The following is a 20,219-nucleotide window of genomic DNA, read 5'->3' as shown; positions in this document are numbered from 1 at the left end:
TTCAAGGGCATGCGATCGTCGTCGACCATGATCAGCGTGCCGTCACGCTCGACCACCGGGCGCTCCGCGGAGTAGTACAGCGGCACGATCGGGATGTTCTCGAGGTAGATGTACTGCCAGATGTCCAGCTCGGTCCAGTTGGACAGCGGGAAGACCCGGATGGACTCGCCCTTGTGCTTGCGGGCGTTGTACAGCTTCCACAGCTCGGGGCGCTGGCCTTTCGGGTCCCAGCGGTGCTGGTCGGTGCGGAACGAGAACACGCGCTCCTTGGCGCGGGATTTTTCCTCGTCGCGGCGCGCCCCGCCGAAGGCGGCATCGAAGCCGTACTTGTCGAGCGCCTGCTTGAGACCCTCGGTCTTCATGATCTCGGTGTGAAGCGCCGAGCCGTGCGTGAACGGGTTAATGTCCTTCTCCACGCCTTCCGGATTGACGTGGACCAGCAGGTCCATGCCGACTTCCTCGGCCATCCGGTCGCGAAACTCGTACATCGCCCGGAATTTCCAGCGGGTATCGATGTGCATCAGCGGGAACGGAGGCGGTCCCGGCGCAAATGCCTTGCGGGCCAGGTGCAGCATCACCGCCGAGTCCTTGCCGATCGAGTACAGCATGACCGGGTTCTCGGTCTCGGCCACCACCTCACGCATGATGTGAATGCTTTCGGCTTCGAGCCGTTGCAGATGGGTCAGTGTCGTCATGGTGTCATTCAACCTTTTCGCCTTGCTTATCAAATTCGCTGCGCAGGCGTGCCGGCGTCGGCCCGCCTGCCCTGAGTCCGGCACGAAGCCAGCCTCGTCGATTGTGTTCGTGCCTCACGCGGCACCGGCGTTTGCTTTGCCGCACCCCTAGGGCACTGGCGCGACGCGGCCCAATGGGTCACCTGCTCGGGTCGTAACCCGGACCGTCACCCGATCGCTACCGGTGGACGATCAGCGGCACCGGGAAGTTCACTACCCCGGGCCTACCCGACAGGAACCTACCCGCGCCCCGCCGCCGTGTAACCGGCCTTTCCGGACGACCGGAAAAGCGACGACCGCCATGGCTGCGCTCGGCCCCGCCGGAGCGGCGTTCACCCCGTCCAGCCACATGTGCGACACCTCGGGGCGTGCAGGGTTCGACAGGTTGCGGCAGAAAAAGTTTTATGATCTTAAAAACCGCAACGCGTTGTTTTTATTACTTTATAATGACATCCATACACAGTAAATGTCCGTCTTTGCTCGACTACGTATTGAACCACCCCCTAGAATCACAATCCATATCCTCACGCTTTAACCACGTGACGATGTCACCCCAACCGGCCGAGGAAATCCGATCATGAGCGCCTGGCTCGTACTTCTCGCCATCGCCGCCCTGCTGGCCGTGCTTGCCAGCGGCCGCGTCTCACCGGCAACGGCCTTTGCCTTCACCGCCGTGGCTTTTGTCCTGACCGGCCTGGTCGCGCCCGCCGAGATGCTCGCCAACTTCACCAACCCGGCGCTGGCGACACTGACGCTGCTCCTGCTCGTCTCGCTGGCGCTGGAGCGATCCCATTTCCTCGACAGCATTGCCGAACGCCTGGTTTCCGGTGGCGAAGGCCTGGCGCGCTTCAAGCTGATTGGCACCACGGCCGTACTTTCCGCGTTTCTCAACAACACCGCGGTGGTCGGCACGTTCCTCGGGGCGATCTCCCGACAGAAGCGGATCACCCCGTCGCGTCTGCTGATCCCGCTGTCCTACGCCTCGATTCTGGGTGGCGTCACCACGCTCATCGGCACCTCGACCAACCTTGTCGTCAGCTCCTTTGCGGTCAACGCCGGCCTGCCCGAGCTGACGATGTTCCAGTTCAGTCTGGTCGGCGTTCCGGTGGCACTGCTCGGTCTGGCCGTGCTCTGGTGGCAGGCCCGCAGCCTGCCGCACAACGAACGGGAATGCGGCGGCGAGGCGATGTCCTATTTCCTCGCCGCCGAGGTGCGCCCCGACTCTCCCCTCATCGGAAACAGCATCGAGGCCAACGGCCTGCGCCAGCTCGAAGGCCTCTATCTTCTTGAAATCGAACGACAGGGGCGCCTGATCACGCCGGTCGGCCCGGACGAAGTACTCGCCGCCGACGACGTGCTCGTATTTACCGGTGAAGTCGACAAGGTTCAGGCGCTGCAACGCTTCCCCGGCCTGCAGTTGTTCGGCCACCGGGCCGACGACCTGCTGGCGACCAACCTGGTCGAGGTGGTCGTTTCCAACCAGTCGGAGCTGGCCAACCGCACGCTCCAGGAAGTGGATTTCCGCAGCATGTTCAATGCGGGCGTGGTCGGCATCCGGCGCGGCAACGAGCGGATTCGCGGACAACTCGGACGGGTACCGCTGAGGGTGGGTGACTGCCTGCTGCTGGCTACCGGCGCGGACTTCCGGCAACACCGCAACATCGATCGCAACTTCCATCTGCTGAGCGGCAGCTTCCAGCGCCCGCGACTCGGGGCGAAACAGAGCGGATTCGCGCTCGGCGGCTTTTTCGCAGTCGTGGCGGCGGCCGCCGCCGGCTGGCTTTCGCTGTTCGAGGGACTCTTGCTGCTACTGGGCGCACTGCTGGTCACTCGCATTCTCACGGTCAGCGAGATCAGACGGCGCTTCCCGTTCGAGATCGTGGTGATCATCGGCTCGGCGCTGACACTGGCAGAGGCGCTGGAGAATGCAGGCGGCGCCGCCCTGATCGCGGATCTGATGCAGGCGACGTTCAACGGGCATGGCGTCTTCGCCGCGTTCGTCGGCGCCTATCTGCTGACGGTGGTCCTGACCGAGACCGTCACCAACAACGCGGCCGCCGCCCTGGCCTTCCCGGTCGCCTATGCCACCGCGCAGGGATTCGGCGTGGATCCGATGCCCTTCGTGATGGCCGTGGCCTTCGGCGCCAGTGCCTGCTTTCTGATCCCGTTCGGTTACCAGACCCACCTGATGGTGTATTCGTCCGGACGTTACCGAATGGGCGATTACCTGCGCACCGGCCTGCCGCTCACGCTGGTGTACTCGGCTGCCGTCATCATCCTGATCCCGCTGGCGTTCCCGTTCTGAGGCGGCTCGGCTGCGCCTGCCACGACCGCGCGGACCGAGTCTTAGGGGCCGGACGCCGGTCAGGGCGCGCGGTACCCCAATCGCCGTAGAAGCCCGAGCGCCCAGTCGACGGGCAGCACGCCCAACCAGCGCGTTCCCAACGACAACCAGAAGGGGAAGGCAATCCGGCCACGGTCTTTTGCCAGCCCGCGGCGGATGCGCCGCGCCGCCTTCTCGGGCGACAAAAGAAACGGCTTGGGACCGGGCATGGCATCGCACATCGGCGACCGCACGTACCCGGGCATGATGACGCTCACGCGCACACCCCGAGGGGCCAGCGCCCCGCGCATGGCCTCGCCGTAGGATTTCACCGCCGCCTTGCTGGCCGAATAGGCCGGCGTTGGCGGCAGGCCCATGTCAGCCGCCAGCGAGCTCACCAGGGCAATCTGCCCCCCTCCCCGCGCGAGCATGGCTCGTGCCACACGATCGAAAAGCAGCTGCGCCCTCATCATGTTGAGGGTCAGCAGGTCTTCCGCCTCGCCCGGCGACTCGATGGCCTCAGCGGAGGACGCGTGCACGTTCATGCCGGCGTTCAGCACGACGAGATCCGGGGTCGTCTCGCCAAGGTGGCGCTCGATGAACGCGACTGCCGAGGCGCGATCAAGGAGATCGACCTCTTCGACAATCACCTCGCTGCCGGTCTGCCGACACGACGTCGCCGTCTGCCGGAGCGCATCGAGATTGCGCCCCTGCAGGACCAGGGTTCGTCCCGGGCCGGCATAAGCCTGTGCCAGCGCCGCACCAATGGCACCGCTCGCCCCGGTAATCAGGATCCGACTGGGGTCAACCGGCGGCATCAAGCAACTCCTCGAGCACCGACCGCTCGGATTCCAGGCGCGGAATCGCGTTCTCCACGGCCCAGGCAATCCCTTCACGGCAATAGAACCCACCCGGCACCTGCGCGACATGACGAACCACCCGTTCGAAGTCGGCGAACAGTGGACCATCCGGGGGCTGCGGGTCCGACCAGAAGTGGCGCATGCCCGCCTGATGCGTCAACCCGGGCATCCGGTAGATCGACTCCCCGAGGGCAACCGTCGGGCAACCCAGACCAAGCGATACGAACCCGACGGTGCTGTTGACGGTGACCACCCCGCGGGAGGCCTTGATCAGGTCGTCGAGCGGGCCGCTTTCAAGGAATATCACGCGGTCGCGGATGCCCAGCTCGTCGGCGATCCGACGCGCCCGCCGCTCGTGGGAAACCACGCCGGGATCGAGCGGGTGATTCTTGATCACCAGGCACTGGGACTGGGCCGCCTGCTCGGCGAACGACCGCATCACCGAACGCAGCACCCCGCCCATGCCATCAAACGGCGAGTGATCCCGGATCTGGGCGTCGCCATCGAGTTGCAGCGGCAGGAGGAAAAATTTCCGCCCCCCGCCGAGCAGGGTTTGCACCGTTGCCTCATCCCGCCGGCGGCGCACGGTCAGGCGCGCAAACCGCCACAGGTAGCCGGCGTACTCCAGCGGGGCGTTGTAGATTTGATGGTTGCGGTAATGCGGGTACATCAACGGGTTGAGCAACCCGGCCACGTGATACCGGACGTCGTGATAGGCCCGGACGCGGAACACCTTCGCCATATGGCAACCCGTGGGCTCCTCCGGGCACAACCGCACCGCCTGGCGGTACCAGTCCGGGTCTCGCGGCAAACGCGAATGCCGGTTCACGCCAGAGCGTTCCAGGGTGATGCGATTGGGACGGAAATAGCCTTCCTCGAAGACGTGAACTCGCAGGCCGGCGGCCTCGGCGCGATCGATCACCGGCCGGTGTACCGGCCGGCAATCGCCGAACAGCACCAGATCGGTCACGCCGTGACGCTCCATCACGTCGTCGGCGAAATCCGGCAAATCCGCGAGTCGCCCACGGAACGCCACCCCGCCATGCGACCAGTAAAGCTGGTCGCCCGGGTTGAAGAATATGCGCATCACCGCGTGACCGCGGGCCTTGAGGGCCCTGCCAAGCACATCGAAAAACGGCGAAGCGGAACCCTGCAGGAACAAGAACGACGACATGGCGGTTCCGTGTCGGGAAGAGTAAAGGCTAGCCTTGGTCTCTCAGTAGATTTGTTTCATGCAGCACCCATCCGGAATGCCAAATACGCACCCAAGGCACCAGGGGCTGCATGAACCATTTCCACTGTGGTGCGTTTGACAGCGCAGGATCAAGCCGTTCATCAAACGGCGCTCACTGGCCTCAACCATCAAGGCGGTGAACGATCGGATGCGTCACCCCGCGCGGCTGGAGGGTGGCCTTATCGCCACAACAACTGACGCAGGCGGGCGGCGACCCCCATCGGCGGGCAATTCGTCTCCAGCCACTGCGCGATGAAAGTGCCCTTGGGACGAATACGGGCCGCCAATTTCATGTAGGAGGCGGCACCCGTGGGATCCCGTGTCTCCCGCTCCACGGCCGCGTCCCGCAAGCGCACGGCACATTCATCGAACCCCTTGAACCGGTTGGCCTTTTCGCCCAGGGCATCCGACAGATTCAATGCACGGGAAACCAGCGTGAGTTGCTTGCCGGACAGGTCGATGCGTCGCCCGGTCTGGCGATCATCGGTCTTGTCCAGCGGAGCGAAGAGGGTCTGCCGCTCCGGGAACCATTTTTTCCGCAGCTCTTCATTGATCTCGTCAAACCGGCTCTGAAGCGCATTCGCCTCTTCCGGCGGCAACGTCGCCCCTTTGCCGGCAAACGCCCGCACGACCTCGCGGCGCAACGCCTGCAGGTCCTCGGCTAAGCGGCCCTCGTCCCCGGCTCGATGAGCCAGCTGGTTCAGGCCGCGCAACAGCGCCTGCCCCATGGGCGTGAGCGACTCGTTCAGCCGCGGGCGCCCCGGACTCGACAAGGCGGCCTCATCGACGGACAACAGGGAGAGGAAATCCTCGATCACCCCGTCGCCCTGATGGGTGGGTCGAGTGAAGAGACGCGGACACAACGCCTCCTCCCCGAATATATCGCCCCACAACTCGAGCACCTGTCGGTAGTTGAAGTAATGATTCCCCGGGCGGCACATCTTTCCTGATGCCTCAAGCAACGTCCTCGTGCCCCCGTTCTTCAGCTCGGTCGAGTAGAACGAGTTCATCACGTCGACCTGCCGGCGCAGATAGGCCACCACCTGGAATTCGGAACTCCACGAGCTGAACAAATCCGCGAGACGCCTCAGCTCTTCGGGACGCCTGAGGCGGGAATGAAAGTGCTCACTGGAAACCACCACGGTATGGATGTCGATGGGCAGACGGTCCAGCTGGGCACGCCATTCGGCGAGGGTGTCCTCGCGAAACGCCCGGCGAGCGTCCTGCCCGTCGACGCCGAGAAACCGCAGATAATCATCCGGCATGTCTTCGTTCAGCACGGCGGCAGTCAGCCCGCGCGCCTCGGCACGTTTCGTTGTCGACAGGTAGGCAATGCCATGCCGGGCCAATACCTCCCGGTTCGCGTGAAGCAGCGCTTGCAGGGACGTCGAGCCCGTTTTCTCCGTTCCGATATGAAGAACGATGCGGCGCTTCGGTGTCATTACCGTACGAGCCTCTCCAGTACGTTGGCGACCAGGGCCTCGGCGCGGTTGGGGCAATCCGACTCGGCGTAACAACGCAGTTCCGGCGCGTTACCGGACGGGCGCAGGTGCACGACCTCCCCGTTCGCCATGACGGCACGCAGGCCATCGGTGTCATCGATTCGGGAAACGGCAGGCTCCAGTCCCAACGCCTGCTGCATGGCGGCCAGGTCGGCACGCCACTCGGCCAGCAGCGCCTGGCTGTGTTCGGTAGGAAACGCCTTGAGACGGTCACTGGCGGTATAGCGTGCCGGCAAGCCGTCGACCAGGGCCGACAACGGCTTGTCCTCGCGAGCGGCCGCCACCATCAGCGTCAGGGCCGGCAGGAGCGCATCACGCGTGGGCAGAGGGTCCAGGCGGCGATCGCCCTCCTCGACCGGGGTGCCCAGAAGAAATCCGCCGTTTGCCTCGAAGCCAGCCACCCGCAGGTGCTTGCCGGCCAGGCCCTCCATGCCTGCCAGCACGTAGGGGGACCCGATGCGGGTCCGCAGGACTTCATCGAATGCGTTGCAGCCTTCGATCGCGGTATTGCAGCTGACCGGCACGGCCAGGGCCTGAATACCCAGCTCGCGTGCACACAGCAGCCCGGTGATATCGCCGCGCAACCACACGCCCTGCTCATCGGCCAGCAGCGGACGGTCGCCGTCGCCATCGGTGGTCAGGAGCGCATCGAGCTGATGTTCGGCCGCCCAGTCGCGGGCAAGCGCGCGATCCTCGTCACTGACGGCCTCGGTATCCACCGGGACGAACTCCTCGCTCCGGCCGAGGGCAATCACCTGGGCACCCAGCCCCTCGAGCACCTCCTGGCTAAGGTCGCGCCCAGCCGCGGAGTGCTGATAGAGACCGATGCGCCGGCCGGACAGCGGCTGTCCCGGAAACCACTCGGCATAGCGGGAGAAGTAGCGCTGCTTGGCAGCATCGCTGACCGTTTCCCGAAGGCTCTCACCGAGCGCCGGCAATTCGGCCGCGACACTCATGATTGCCCGTTCGTCCGCCTTGGTGATCTCGCCTTCCGGACGGTAGAACTTGATGCCGTTGCGATCGAAGGGGATATGACTGCCGGTGATCATGATCGCGGGCACGCCATCGGCCATGGCCTGCAACGCCAGCGCCGGGGTGGGCAGCACCCCGTAATCGACCACCTTCACACCGAGAGCCCGGGCAGCCGCACTGCACGCGGCCGCCATCGCCGGGCTGCTCGGGCGTCGGTCCATGCCGATCGCCACATGAGTCACCTCGGCCTGCTCCCGCATCACGACGAGAAACGCGGTCGTGAAGGCCGCACAGACCTCGTCGGTGAACTGCTCCACCAGACCGCGTGCACCACTGGTGCCGAATTCGATCTGACTCTTCCCGAGAATCGCCTGAACATTAGATTCGCCGTGCAAAATACAACTCCCAGATAACGATGGTGTCTTTAATAAATAACGGGGCCTGAATCGAGGGGCGACGCCTCTCACCCACCACAAGCGGCTAACCGCGGCCGAATTCGGCCAGATTTTCGTGGGTGGTGATCTGGTTGGACGCAACCCACTCTTCCCATTCAGGCACTTCGGTCCAGCCACTCAGGAAGACGAAGTCGAAACCGGCGGCACTGGCCGCCTCGTGGTCGTACTTGCTGTCGCCCAGGAACAGCGCCGGCTCCCGAATCAAACGCGTATCCAGTTCGCGAGCGAGGATCTCGTCCTTGGTATCCGGGCTGCCGAAAATCCCACCGTCGAACAGCTCTGACAGTCCGCGTTCGGCAAATACGTCACGCAGTTCGTTCTGATCGCCACCGGACACGATCAGCCAGCGAGCGTCGGGGGTCTCCTCGCGCAACGCTTGCAGTCCGGGCGCCACCTGGCATTGCATCAGCCCCTGGCGGACCTCGCTGGCGTAGTTCTCCAGCAGCCCATCCAGATCGGGGCCGTCAGCACCTGCCGCGTGCTGCGGGACGATCTCCTCGAGAAAGCGGGCGAACTTGGTGTAGCGCGATATCCCGCCATTGGCCCGGTGATAGTCGACCATTGCCTGCGCGGCCGCCTCGCCGTAAGGCAGCGTGGCCTGATAAAACGCGTCGGTCTTGCAGCGATTGGAGTCCAACACGACGCCATCGCAGTCGAACACCAGCGTCCGGTACTTTGAATACGACATCGAATTACTCAAAAGTAGCCCCACTGACCCAGATCAATATCCAGCATCTTGGAAAAATTCTGATTGGAACGGCGGTAGTGGTCCTGAATCATCTTTTCGGTCTTGGGAGACAGCTTCAGCTTCCCGGGGACAAATTCCTCCTTTTCCTTGACCCACAGACCCCAGGACCGTTCACCGGATGACTTCTTGTTGACCCGCTTGTTGGGATCGACACCCTCGCCCAGTTCCAGAATCCCGGTGAACTCACGAATCCGGTTGAGATTGTCGGGTGTCATGAACTCCTCGTACGGGAGCGCCAGCACCCGGCGGCGCCCGACACTCTGGCAAAGCTTCTTGTAGAGCAGGTCATACTTGATCACGTGGTCTCCGTGCTGGTACGGGTTGTTGACCATCTGCTCGATGCGCTCGTCGAAGTCCTTTTGACTTGCGGCGTTCAACGGCCGGCTCATTTCGCTGTACATCGACGCAAGCCACTCAGGCTGCCTTCGGAAAAAGAACAGCACCTGCAGGTCCATGCCGAATTCCGCCAGCACGTCACCGATGGCGTCGAGGTGGCGGAGGAAGGAATCGGGCTCGACGGACGCCACGCCCCGATCCACGTTGTTCTTGAAGATCTTGGCCCGATACAGGTTCTCGGCCGTGTAAAGGCTTTTGCCGACGAAAAGCTGCTTGATGAGTTCTCGCCCGCCTTTCGTATCCCAGAAAAGCGGTGAGCTGTGCATGAAGTGACGTTGAAACTCACGCTCCTGCTTGTGCGGCGTTATATGCATGCCGGCGCATACGCCCGTCTCGCGGAACACCGCCTTCTGCAGGAAGGTGGTGCCGGTTTTCCACAACCCCATATGGAGAGTCACTTTCTTCATGCCATTGCCCTCAGACCCGTAACTAAATTTTGATGAGATCTTTTTCCACCAGACACTCGGCCACCGCAAAGTCTTCGGGCCAGTCGATGTCGTGGCTGGTAAATTTGTCCAGTTCATACAGATAAGGCTTGTCACCGATCCGGTCCGCGAGATCCCGATAAATGTCCGCGGATGCCAGGAAGACGCCGCTGTTCACCTCGTGAACGGCCGGCAACGTCTGGGTCCGGGGCCATTTCTCGACATCACGGTCGTAATTGATGGGCCTTTCGTACTGCCAAAGAAAACCGTGAATCGAGGTCGTCGTCATGAGCGAGTCGTAACCCCGCTCCAGCTGGTCCCGATAGGACCGGATGATCCGGTCGTAGTGTTCTTCGGTAATGAAGGGAGACGTCACGTGCGTCCAGAGGATGTGGCCCTCCGGAATCAGGTCGAGCGCGTGGCCGACCAACTGGTCCGTGCTGGTCTTGCTCGATGACAGGGCCTCGATGCGCTTGTGCAACCGCAGGCGCGGTTCGTTCAGCGACTCGCCGAAGGCAAGAATGTCGTCATCGTTGGTGGTCAGGACCACTTCATCGATCGCATCGGCAGCCAGCAGCTGTCGAAGCTTCACTTCGATCAGACCGAACTCGAACCCGGCGAAGGGCTTGATGTTCTTGCGCGTGACGCGTTGGCTGCCCGCTCGGCAGGGCAGGAAGCAGGTAACTTTGTCTGTCATGTGATGAGTCCGTGAATACTCTTCTTGGCCACGTCATAGCGGGATGGCGTAACCGCAATGAGGGGAACGGTGGAATCGGAAGCGTGGTACTGCTTGACCACCCGATTCATCTCTTCGTTTCGTGGGTCTTCGCCCGCATAACCGTCGAACCCGGCCATGTAGATGCAGTTCGCCTGCCCGCTGACCGCGATGGCGAATGCGTAGGCCATGACCAGTGACGTGGGCGCGACGCAGTAGGTATCGGAGAAATCGAACGTGCCGGTCTGCACCTGGAGACCGAAATCCAGTACGTCCTTCTCGCGCAGGGAGGCCTGAACGTTTTCAGGCAGCATCGAATACGGCGTGATCAGTGGCTGCGGCAGCTGGGTATGTGCATCACAGTCCGCCAGCAGGCGCACCGGGTGACATGCCACACGCAGGTCGATCAGCTCGGCATCAATCGCGCCCTGGGTGTTCAGGGCCATGACCAGCGGCCGGTGCTCGCGAATATGGCGCTCCAGGGCGTCGCGATGGCGGGTCACGCCCGGCCCGGTGCCGAGCAACAGCACGTCTCGCCCCTCGAAGCGCTCGCGAGGCGTCCACTGGCCTTTCGGCTCCCCGGCGTAAAAATGCCGCGCAGCGTCCAGCGTGTTGAGGCTGAACTTCTTGCCCCCTTCCACGCGCAGGTGCTCGATGACCGCCAGCACGTCTTCTTCCTCGTACCGCGAGTCGCTGAGCATCTCCTGGATATAGGTGGGGTGAATGCCGTATTTGCCGGCCAGGTAGTAGTACGGATTGGTGCCCCAGCCGTACTGGCGCTGCATCGGCTTGAAGTACTCGCGCAGCAGCGACATCAGCGGCACCATGTTGGCGGACTTGCCACGCCGCTCGGCAATCTCGACGGCCAGTTCTTCCGTGCGGGCATTGCCCGGGCCGCGGCCCATGCCGGTCACGGTGGAGTCGACCCAGTTCACTCCCTCGTCCAAGGCACGGAGCGTGTTGGAGAGCGCCAGACCCTGGTTATCGTGCGTGTGGACACCCAGGTCTCCGCCCCACTCGCTGCGCAACCAGCCGATGATTTGCGCGGTCTGCCCCGGGGTCATGCTCCCCATGCTGTCCGCGAAGTAGAGCGCTTCGAGGGGATATTCCTTGGCTTCGCGAGCCAGTGACTTGATCTCTTCCTCGGTGCGATCGGAGACCTGCATCAGGTTGAATGCGGCCCGGTACCCGCGCTCATTGAGCCAGCGAGCCGCCGGCAGTGCTGCCTTGAATTCATGCACGTGGCAGGCGATGCGCACCAGGTTCACCGGCGATTCGTCCGCCGGGACCGGGAACAGCCGCTCCAGCGCTTCGTCCTGGGGCACGTCACCGACCAGTTCGCTCGCATTCACCATGACCGCGATGGCCAGCCCGTCGGGAATCGAGAGGCTCTGTATGAAGTGGTCGGTCGTGAAGGCGCAGGGGCCCTTGAACCCGTTGTTCTTCAACGACCGGAAGCCCAGCTCCACCACGTCGACCCCGGCGGCCTGCATCGCATCGAGGTACTGATGGATCACATCCGTGGAGAAATCCCAGGTGTTGTAGTAGCCGCCGTCACGGAGAGTGCAATCAAGAAAATACATAGAATCTACCGGTTAGAGATTTTCGATCGTCACTGCTTTATCCGTGGGGCTCTGGGCCTCCCTGACAAAGAAACTCCCTTCCTTTCGCTCCACCACGAGGGGGGCGTCGATTTTGAAAGAACCGGAATCCTTCAACTGGCGGATCTTTTCACACACGCTGCGGTACAGCCCGGCGTAGCTGACAACGTTTCGCGCAAACCCTTCGTTGGCGAAGACGTCGGTGATCAGCTCTTCTCGAGGAAACCGGATGTCGGCATCGGTGGCCACCGCGGCATACACCGACAAGGAACTGTCGAAACAGTGCAGCCGACCCGAGAAATCGTCGGGAATCATGGTTTCCGCGAAGAACTTGTCGGCCTCGACCGAATCGGCCTCGATAAACTCCACGCGGTCCTCAAGGGCGACCACGTCGTAGTCGTCCTGCAACCCCGCCAATACGTCACCGGTTGATGACGCCATGATTCGGGAATCGCCTTTCAGGACCACGCTCGACGCATCTTCGGTGGACAGATACCGCTTTACTACGTCGATATAATCAAGCCCGTCGACGAATTCACCGGGCCCCTGCCCCCAATACCGGAGAAACAGCCAGTCTTTTTTCAGTTCGTCTGCATCGAAGGACAATTTCGCGCCGACAATCGACTTCAATGCATCGAACGCCGAATCGATATCGTGGAATGTGCAGAATCGGACGGGGGTCCCGGTCTTTATGAACGGACGTTTCCACGCAAACCCGAAGAAAAGCAGTTCCTTGTAGTGCGGGAACACCTCTTCCAGCTTGGCCTGACCGAGCTCGTTCTTGATGCCGTCGGAGTAAACGCTGTATTCGGCGCCGAACTTCTCGACCAATACCGAGGAGATGTGTGTCTTGCCAAACGGGTGCACCCAGAGGTGGGCTGGAGCCTGCTCCTTGTCGAGCTTCTTGGCTTCACCGGCAGTCATGATCCGACCACCGATAGATCGCACGTATTTGTCGACAGGGAGAGAAACCGAAATCTTGTCGGGCACGATAATCAGGAATTCGGACTCCTGATTCCCGAAATACGACGACAACAACACGACAAAAAGCTCAGTCGGTGCGAATGCGGCCGGATAATGCACCATATCAACCACCTTGAATTAATATACTCATTTATAAATATGCAAAAACGCATTCAGCCCGCGCGCCCCTACCCAAAAGCAACTGCCTCTGGGATCGCTCACATCGAAGCGAGAACTCGATCTGACGGTATGCCTGCACGGGGAAACCCACCCCGCGGCTGACCTTGTTTCAGCCGCAGGACGGCATGTCCGCGTTACATCGCGGTTGACTAACGCCGGTCCGGATGTTGCCGAACGCGGACAGGAGTGAATCGGCGAACTCACTCCAGGGCTGATCGAAAGCGAAACCGCCGGCAGCTGGATACTTGTCCACGGCACATCCTCGTTCGGATCGAGGAAGACCGCATGATCCGAGCCTCCGACTTTGACAGCGGAATCGCCCTCGAAATCCCCGCTTACGCTTCCACGTTGGCGATTGCCTCTTTCACGTTGGCGATTGCCTTGTAATCACGCTCCATCAGCGTCTTGAGCCGCGACTTGGCGTAATCAGTCACCTCGACTTCAAAGTCGGGGCTGACATTCATTCTGGGCAATGTAATCTCGGGGATACCCAGCTTTTTCATCACCTCGGGGAACCTCTTGTCCAGATCGGAGTAGACAATCAGCTGATCCACCGAAAGGTTTCCGTCGATATCAATAAATCGATCGATCTGCGGCTGCAGCTGCCCCTTGTTATTCGGCACCCACACTTCCATGAAGTCATCGAAACTCATGTCGCCGGTGTAAAGCCGGGGGTTGTCCTTGAACTTCTCGTGTCGATGCGACTTATAAAGGCTGAGCGCATAATCGACCGGATCACGGATGACGCCGAACTTGAAAAACTCGCCCTCGTCGATGACATCGAAAAGCCACTTGAAACGCTTCTGGATCTGGGCGTAAGGCAGATGTTTCCCAAGCTCACTGCGTCTAACGACGATGTCGCCATGCGGCCTCAACTCAGACTCGATAGACGTCGACGCGGTTTTCAGATTGGCAATAAAGATGAACTTTTTTTCAATTGAAATGATCACTTCAATACTTCCTCTATCGTCACATCAGCACTTTCTCGCCATGTCAGCCACGGCATAGCCCCGGACGTGATCACGGTCCCGTTCTGATAGTTATCAAGCCATTGGCGGAACACCTTGCCCGCCGATTTCACATTCATGTCTCGCGGGAGGTAGGTCGCGTGCTCTCCGGCCACTTCGCGGAAAACCGGGATATCCCGCGCGATGATCGGCATGCGCTGCTGGGCAGCCTCGATAAGCGGCAAGCCGAAACCTTCCCCGTAGGAGGCGGCAATCAGGCAGTCGCAGGTGGCGTAGACCTTTTCCAGGTACTCGTCACTGATACCTTCCAGCCAGAACAGCCGGCGGTTGTACTCGGGGTGCGACTTGATGCGCTCGGCGAGGGCTTCGACCTTCCAGCCCATCTTGCCGACGATTACCAGGTTGGCGTCCAGACCCTGCTCCCAGAGCGCATCGAACACGTCGAGGGTGTCCGTGTAGCCCTTGCGGGGCTCCAGGGTGCCCACCATCAGGAAGCTGGGCCGAGCCTCCAGCGCGGCCAGCACCTGCGGGGCGTCGTCCGGCATACCCCGGCTGGGTGCCGAGCTGTCGATATCCGCGCCGTTGTGCGACCAGCCGATCTGCAGCGGCCGTTGCCGATGGGGGCCTTGTTCCTCGACCCAGTCACGCAACTCGTTGGCGACCGTGTTCGAGACACAGATCACCCCATCGGTGGAGGTAATCGAGTTGAGCCACTGAGTGAAGCCCTCCTCGTTGCCGGGTGGAAAGAACTCGGGCATCTTGATCGGCAGCAGGTCGTGGAGGAGGAACTTCACCGTCACGCCATGACCACGCAGCTTCTGGTAGAAGGGCTGCTGGGCAATCTGCACCTGCGGCTGCATGTCCAGCCCGAAAAACACGTCGCCGGGCCCGAAGTCGATGACCTCGTCTTCCAGATCCCCTGACGGCAACCCCATGAAGTCCCGCGTGAAGCGCCTGGCATAGCGATAGCCTTCCTCCACCGAGGCGTAGACCGGCTCGACCCGGTAGCCTTCCGGCGGATTGTTCAGCCATTCCCGGAGGATGCTGCGCACCACGCGCTGAATGCCGCTGCGTGCGTCGCGCATGACCAGTTCCGAGACATCGACCAGGAGCTGGTGCCTGGGGTGATGCTTCTCGACCAGCTCGCGCTTGAGCTGCTCGGTGGCCTGTGCCCAGGTCAACCACTCGAGCCCGGTCGACTGCGGTTGCTCCTCCTTCATCAGCAGCCAGTCGGCCAGCTCGTCGGCCAGCACCTGTCCGTCCTGCCCCTTGAAGTAGAAGGCATTCGAGCCGGCCACCTCACGGAACACCGGGATGTCGCGCGCGATGATCGGCACGCCGTACCGCGCCGCCTCGATCAGCGACAGACCGAAGCCTTCGTTGATACTGGCGGCCACCAGGGCACTGCTGGACTGGTAGACCTTCTCCAGGTACTCGTCGCTGATGCCCTCCAGCCAGAACAGGCGCTTGCCTTTCTCCCGGTGCTTGCGCAGCGACTTGGCCAACTGGTCCACCTTCCAGCCCTGCTTGCCCACCAGCACCAGGTTGATGTCGTGACCACGGTCCCAGAGCGCCTGGACCGCATCGAACACCTGGTCCTGCCCCTTGCGCGGCTCGATGGTCGACACACACAGGAAGGTCGGCCGCTGGCGAATCTTCGTCAGCACCTTTTCCGCATCCTTCGGCATACCGGTGGAGGGTTTGGAGCCATCCAGGTCGCCGCCGTTATGCACCCAGGTCATGTGGAAGCCGGGCGTGCGGTAGATGCCTTTCTCGGCGATCCACTCATCGAAGGCATCCGCCGTCGCCTTGGAGACACAGACGGCCCCATCGGTGCCGGCCACCATGGTGAGCCATTGCTCGTGCAGGTCCTTGGCGTCGTCGTCCTTGAACAGATCCGCCAGCTGGATGGGCAGCAGGTCGTGGACCAGGAACTTGACCGTGACGCCATCGGCCTGCAACTGCCGGTAGAACGGCTGATGCGCCAGCTGGACGTGATGCTGCATATCCAGTGCGAAGAAGACGTCGCCGCGCTGCCAGCGAACGGGCACCCGGTCTTCCAGTGCCTGTCGGCTCAGGCCTTCCGGCAACACCGCCCCGAATTGACGCGCCATTTGCCAGGCATAGCGATAGCCGTCGTCGCGTGTTGCGTAGACCGGCACCACATGGAATCCGGCCGGCGGGTTCGTCAGCAACCCCTGCAGGTAACTGCGCACCACGCGCTGCACGCCCGTCGCGGCATCGCTGTTGCGGATTTCGGAAACGTCCAGAAGCAGCTGACGGGTAACGCTCGCCTGCTGGTTGACGGCCAGGCTGCTGGCAATCTCGCTCAGCACGAACTTGTTGGGTTGATCCAGCTGCTCGACGATCGCGCTCTCCAGCGCCTCGTCGACGACCACCGGAGGCCGCGGCGCGGCGTTTTCCCCGGTGCTTTCCTTCCGGCGACCGGCGTGCAGGGCTTCCCAGGCGGCGATGGCGCGCCTGGCCGACGTCTCCCAGGAGAATTTCTTCGCCTGCTGCCGGCCATGGGCGATGAGCCGCTGCCGGAACTTCTCGTTTTTCAGCGCCTGCGCGATCTTGGCCGACATGTCGTCCACGTCCGCTGGATCGAACAGCGCCTCCTCCAGGCCGATCACCTCGGGAAGACTGGACGTGTTCGCCCCCACCACGGGCGCGCCGCATTGCATCGCCTCCAGTGCCGGCAGGCCGAAACCTTCGTGCCAGGTGGGAAAGACGTACAGCTTGCAGAGGTTGTACAGCTGAACCAGCTCCTCGTCGGCGACGAATCCGGTGAAGCACAACTCGTCACTGCCCAGACCCGCATGCTCTGCAACCTCCTGCAGGTCACCAATCTCGCCCTCGGGCATCTTCCCGGCGAACAGCAACTGATGGGAGGCGCGCATCTTGTCGGGCAATGCCGCATAGGCACGGATCAGGCGCGGCAGGTTCTTGCGCTGATCCGCCCCGCCGGTATAGAGGACGAACGGTCGCTTCAGCCCAAACTTCGCCTTGAGCGCCTTGGCTTCGGCCGGCGAGATGCCCACCTCGCGGAATCGGTCCTCGGCGGCCTCCGAGGTATTGAACACCCGCCGGGGTTCCACGCCCAGGTGATCGACCACCTCGCGGCTGGAGGACTCGGAAATGGACAGGAACAGCGAGGCGCGCTTGAGGTGCTCGATCTTGTTGTTGTAGTAGCTGGCGAAGACCTCGTTGGGCTCCAGATACTGCTGCGGATAGAGAAGCGGTATCAGGTCGTGCAGCGTCACGCTGACCGGCGTTTTCCGGTCGTAGCGACCAACGCTGACCACGGCATCATCCCCAAAGCCCTCGAACAGGCTGTGAACGTGGATGACGTCGGGCTGCAGGCTGGCCAGAAACGCCTCGCGTTCCAGCTCGGCCACCAGTCGGCGCTCGGTGTTGTCCGGTGTATTGTCGGAAACCGGGCCGGGTGCTTCCCACACCCGAATGTTTTCCTGGGGAAGCAGACCCTGGAAGGCCGCCCGGATACCTTCGATGGTCTCCGGGAACAGGCCGTTCAGGGCCAGGATCACCTCGTGCTGCCCACGGTTTCTGACAATCGCTTCGGTCAGCGAAAGGGTGTAGCGCCCGATACCGCGGAAACGGCTCTCCGTCTGTGCACCCTGCATGTCGATCACGATGCGCATCAGGCAGCCACCTCCATAACCTGGGACCGGCGGTTCAGCGACATGAAGATATCTCGGGCCTGACGAGACAGCCCGTAGCCGCTGTATTCGTCAACCTGGATCTTGCGCACGCACGCCTTGAATCCCTGCTCCTCGAACCAGGTCACCCCTTCGTGGACCATGGTCAGGACCAGCTCGTAATCGCCAGGCTCCGAGGGCGGCTCGACACGCACCTCGACCTCGGCGCGCTCCCCGGGAGCAATCGCGCCTTCCAACGGCGTGCGAATGCCGTCGAAACACTCCATCTCCCCGGCGGCATTCAGCCAGTGATACGAGGCATTGATGGGGCAATCTTCGGTGTTCTCCCAGGTAAAGGAGGCATTGTTCTCGATCGATACCAGGATGGTCTCGGGCATGCCGGCCTGGAATTCGCGGGGTGCATCGACGATTTCCGCCGAGCCGGCATACTCCCCGCCTTCTTCCTGAACCGCTGCTTCTGCCGGAGCCTCAGCCAGGGCCGGCTCCTCAACCGGAGCCGGAGCCTCGACAGGGGCCGATGCCTCCGCTTCAGCGGCCGCCTTCTCGGCGGCTGCTTTCTCAGCGGCTGCTTTCTCAGCGGCGGCCTTCTCAGCAGCAGCCTTCTCCGCGGCGACCTTCTCATCAGCGGCTTTCTCCGCGGCGGCCTTGTCGGCAGCAGCCTTCTCGGCGGCGGCCTTGTCACCGCGGGCCTTCAACCGCTCGATCAACTGGTGGACATCGCCCTCCTGCAGAAGAAAATCCACCCATTCGTCCAGCTGGGCTTTCTCTCTATCGGACGGGTCTGCCAGCAAGTGGAAGGCGTGGCCCACCAGCTCCTGGCAATGTCGTCTGCGTAATGACTCGATATCGATAGCCATTTGCCTTTGTGTTCCCTCTGCTTAAGTCTTGATAAAGCGAAAATTTTTGAAGCGGATGCCGGCATCAGCAACCTTGTCGGTGACGCGGCCGCCCTTGTCACTCACGCGATCGCGGTGGATATCGCGCATGGTCTCCGCAAGGCGCACCCAGTCCGCCCGGGAATGGTTGCTGCCTCCCATGTCGAAAACCTCGTGGAGCATCGCGGGAAGCCGTTCGAGCAGTTCCCCCACGCGTGTCCGATCCGACCGGGGCAGGCGCTTGAGCACCGCCATGTCCAACGTGTTGGGTGCCTCGAAACGAAGCTCCCATTTGCCCCCATGGGTATCCCGAGATTCGGGAAACCAGCCCTGCAACCACTGGTGCGGCTGGGCGGGCACTTCGAGCTTCGGGCGCTGACCGAAACGGCACGGGCCAAGATTGGCGCTGGAAAGGCGGAACCCCCACCGATCCAGTTTCTGTCCGCCCCAGCGCACGTTTTCCAGCATCAGGACGATGTGTTCGTAATCCGGGTTGTTCTTCACGCCGACAAGCCGCACGGAGTCGTATTCGAGGACCTTGCTCGTGCCTGTAAACCGTTTCCCGATGTGGCCCCAGCTTTGATCGTTGAACTTGCTGGCAAAGTGTTCGGTTTCCTCGTGGGACCGATGCAGTGCCACCAGCAACTCCCCCACCATGGCGCGGTATTCGCCAAGTTCATGCCGCAACTCGTCCACGCTGGCCTCCTGGTGGTTGGCCAGATATGCATGCCTGACGACTTCCGTTTGTGTCTCTTGCAGTTGCGTGAGCAGCTGCTGGGCGCCTGAGCGCAGTTCGTCCACGGTCTCGCGCGCCTCGATTAACGCCTGTTCGCGTCGATTGGCCAACTGCGCATGACGCTCGATCCGTTGATGGCACTCGTCGAGCTGGGCAAGCAACGTTGCCGCCTCGCCCTGCTCCGGCGAGGTCCGGTCACCTGCCCCGGCCTGCTCGACGAGCTGCCCATACCCCCGGATCGCCTCGTCGACCCTCCCGGTGTCATCGTGGAAACGCTCGGAGGAAAGCGGACAACCGACAATCCGTGTCTCCAGACTGTCGATCTCGGCCGTCGTGGCCGAGTCGAGCCGCTCGATAAACATCTGTGCCAGCATCCAGGGGAGCGGGTCGGCTGCGCCGGCCTCTCCCTCGGGTGTCGACGGTGTGATGGGGTTGCCGCCACCGCTGGGAAGATCCCAGCGTTCCCGAACGACCTCTGCCACCCAGTCCGGGTGATCACAGACGGCCTGATGAGCCACCATCAGACAGCGAGACGGGTGGTCCTTGCAGAAGGACAGCTTTTCCCGCTGACTGCGCAACCAGCCCGACAGCATTTCGCGCGGATCACCAGCCCGACGGCGAATGCCGTCGGCGATGGTTTCCTTGAGCGATCGCGACAGGATCAGGAAATGCCCCTCGGGTCGTGACCGGCCCGCCTCCTGGAGCTTTTCCGTGGAAAAGGCATCGCCTGCGATGACACCGAACTGTTCGTCCGTTGGGATGTGAGTCGCGGACTCGAGCATGCCTCGAAGCAGGTCCAAGTCCTTTTGCGAATCACCTACCAGACAGATCGTGGCCATCGGCCAACCT

16 protein-coding genes are annotated in these 20,219 nt (G+C 62.3%); 2 read left to right on the top strand and 14 right to left on the bottom strand.

Annotated elements, in window-relative coordinates:
- Positions 1-695: sulfate adenylyltransferase subunit CysD (gene cysD / locus LV476_RS11145; protein WP_250076169.1), on the bottom strand; the 695-nt coding region annotated here is incomplete at its 3' end.
- 340 nt (positions 696-1,035) lie between these two features.
- On the opposite strand from cysD, the gene LV476_RS11140 reads away from it, so the two are divergent.
- Both LV476_RS11140 and LV476_RS11135 read left to right on the top strand, forming a co-directional pair.
- Positions 1,036-1,200, top strand: coding sequence for a hypothetical protein (locus tag LV476_RS11140; protein WP_250076168.1), 165 nt, complete (start codon positions 1,036-1,038; stop codon positions 1,198-1,200).
- 111 nt (positions 1,201-1,311) lie between these two features.
- The gene (locus LV476_RS11135; protein ID WP_250076167.1) at positions 1,312-3,039 is read left to right on the top strand and encodes an SLC13 family permease; all 1,728 of its coding nucleotides are present in this window, start codon (positions 1,312-1,314) and stop codon (positions 3,037-3,039) included.
- 59 nt (positions 3,040-3,098) lie between these two features.
- Here the strand turns inward: LV476_RS11135 and LV476_RS11130 are convergent, their stop codons facing one another.
- From LV476_RS11130 to LV476_RS11070, 13 genes are all read right to left on the bottom strand, one after another.
- Positions 3,099-3,875, bottom strand: coding sequence for an SDR family NAD(P)-dependent oxidoreductase (locus LV476_RS11130; protein WP_250076166.1), 777 nt, complete (start codon positions 3,873-3,875; stop codon positions 3,099-3,101).
- Positions 3,862-5,091 (bottom strand): capsule biosynthesis protein, encoded by a 1,230-nt coding sequence (locus LV476_RS11125; protein ID WP_250076164.1) that lies wholly within the window; start codon positions 5,089-5,091, stop codon positions 3,862-3,864. The genes LV476_RS11130 and LV476_RS11125 overlap by 14 nt, the downstream gene beginning before the upstream one ends.
- A 239-nt stretch (positions 5,092-5,330) precedes the next feature.
- Positions 5,331-6,593: a hypothetical protein gene (locus tag LV476_RS11120; RefSeq protein WP_250076162.1), complete on the bottom strand. Its 1,263-nt coding sequence runs from the start codon at positions 6,591-6,593 to the stop codon at positions 5,331-5,333.
- The gene (locus LV476_RS11115) at positions 6,593-8,020 is read right to left on the bottom strand and encodes a phosphomannomutase (RefSeq protein WP_250076160.1); all 1,428 of its coding nucleotides are present in this window, start codon (positions 8,018-8,020) and stop codon (positions 6,593-6,595) included. The genes LV476_RS11120 and LV476_RS11115 overlap by 1 nt, the downstream gene beginning before the upstream one ends.
- Positions 8,021-8,105: 85 nt before the next feature.
- Positions 8,106-8,768, bottom strand: a complete 663-nt coding sequence (locus tag LV476_RS11110; RefSeq protein WP_250076158.1) for an HAD family hydrolase — start codon at positions 8,766-8,768, stop codon at positions 8,106-8,108.
- An 8-nt stretch (positions 8,769-8,776) separates the two neighbouring features.
- Entirely contained in the window at positions 8,777-9,631 is an 855-nt protein-coding gene (locus LV476_RS11105; RefSeq protein ID WP_250076156.1) for a hypothetical protein, read from the bottom strand.
- A gap of 22 nt (positions 9,632-9,653) precedes the next feature.
- Complete coding sequence (locus LV476_RS11100) at positions 9,654-10,346, bottom strand: cytidylyltransferase domain-containing protein (protein WP_250076154.1); 693 nt, start codon at positions 10,344-10,346, stop codon at positions 9,654-9,656.
- Positions 10,343-11,947 carry an aldolase catalytic domain-containing protein gene (locus LV476_RS11095; RefSeq protein WP_250076152.1) on the bottom strand — a complete coding sequence of 535 codons (1,605 nt, stop codon included), beginning with the start codon at positions 11,945-11,947 and terminating at the stop codon, positions 10,343-10,345. Before LV476_RS11095 ends, LV476_RS11100 begins: the two co-directional genes overlap by 4 nt.
- Positions 11,948-11,959: 12 nt before the next feature.
- Positions 11,960-13,051 carry a hypothetical protein gene (locus LV476_RS11090; protein ID WP_250076150.1) on the bottom strand — a complete coding sequence of 364 codons (1,092 nt, stop codon included), beginning with the start codon at positions 13,049-13,051 and terminating at the stop codon, positions 11,960-11,962.
- A 392-nt stretch (positions 13,052-13,443) separates the two neighbouring features.
- Positions 13,444-14,058 carry a sulfotransferase family 2 domain-containing protein gene (locus LV476_RS11085; protein WP_250076148.1) on the bottom strand — a complete coding sequence of 205 codons (615 nt, stop codon included), beginning with the start codon at positions 14,056-14,058 and terminating at the stop codon, positions 13,444-13,446.
- Entirely contained in the window at positions 14,055-17,741 is a 3,687-nt protein-coding gene (locus tag LV476_RS11080) for a glycosyltransferase family 4 protein (protein ID WP_250076146.1), read from the bottom strand. Before LV476_RS11080 ends, LV476_RS11085 begins: the two co-directional genes overlap by 4 nt.
- A complete protein-coding gene (locus LV476_RS11075; RefSeq protein ID WP_250076144.1) occupies positions 17,741-18,568 on the bottom strand; it encodes a COG1470 family protein in 828 nt (275 codons plus the stop codon). Before LV476_RS11075 ends, LV476_RS11080 begins: the two co-directional genes overlap by 1 nt.
- A gap of 69 nt (positions 18,569-18,637) precedes the next feature.
- The gene (locus LV476_RS11070; protein ID WP_250076143.1) at positions 18,638-20,209 is read right to left on the bottom strand and encodes a hypothetical protein; all 1,572 of its coding nucleotides are present in this window, start codon (positions 20,207-20,209) and stop codon (positions 18,638-18,640) included.
- Positions 20,210-20,219 lie beyond the last annotated feature (10 nt).

The sequence above is a fragment of the Guyparkeria hydrothermalis genome, assembly GCF_023555385.1.
Lineage (GTDB): Bacteria > Pseudomonadota > Gammaproteobacteria > Halothiobacillales > Halothiobacillaceae > Guyparkeria > Guyparkeria hydrothermalis_A.
The sequence above is the reverse complement of the archived record's forward strand: the minus strand, read 5'-3'. Positions and strand labels throughout refer to the sequence as shown.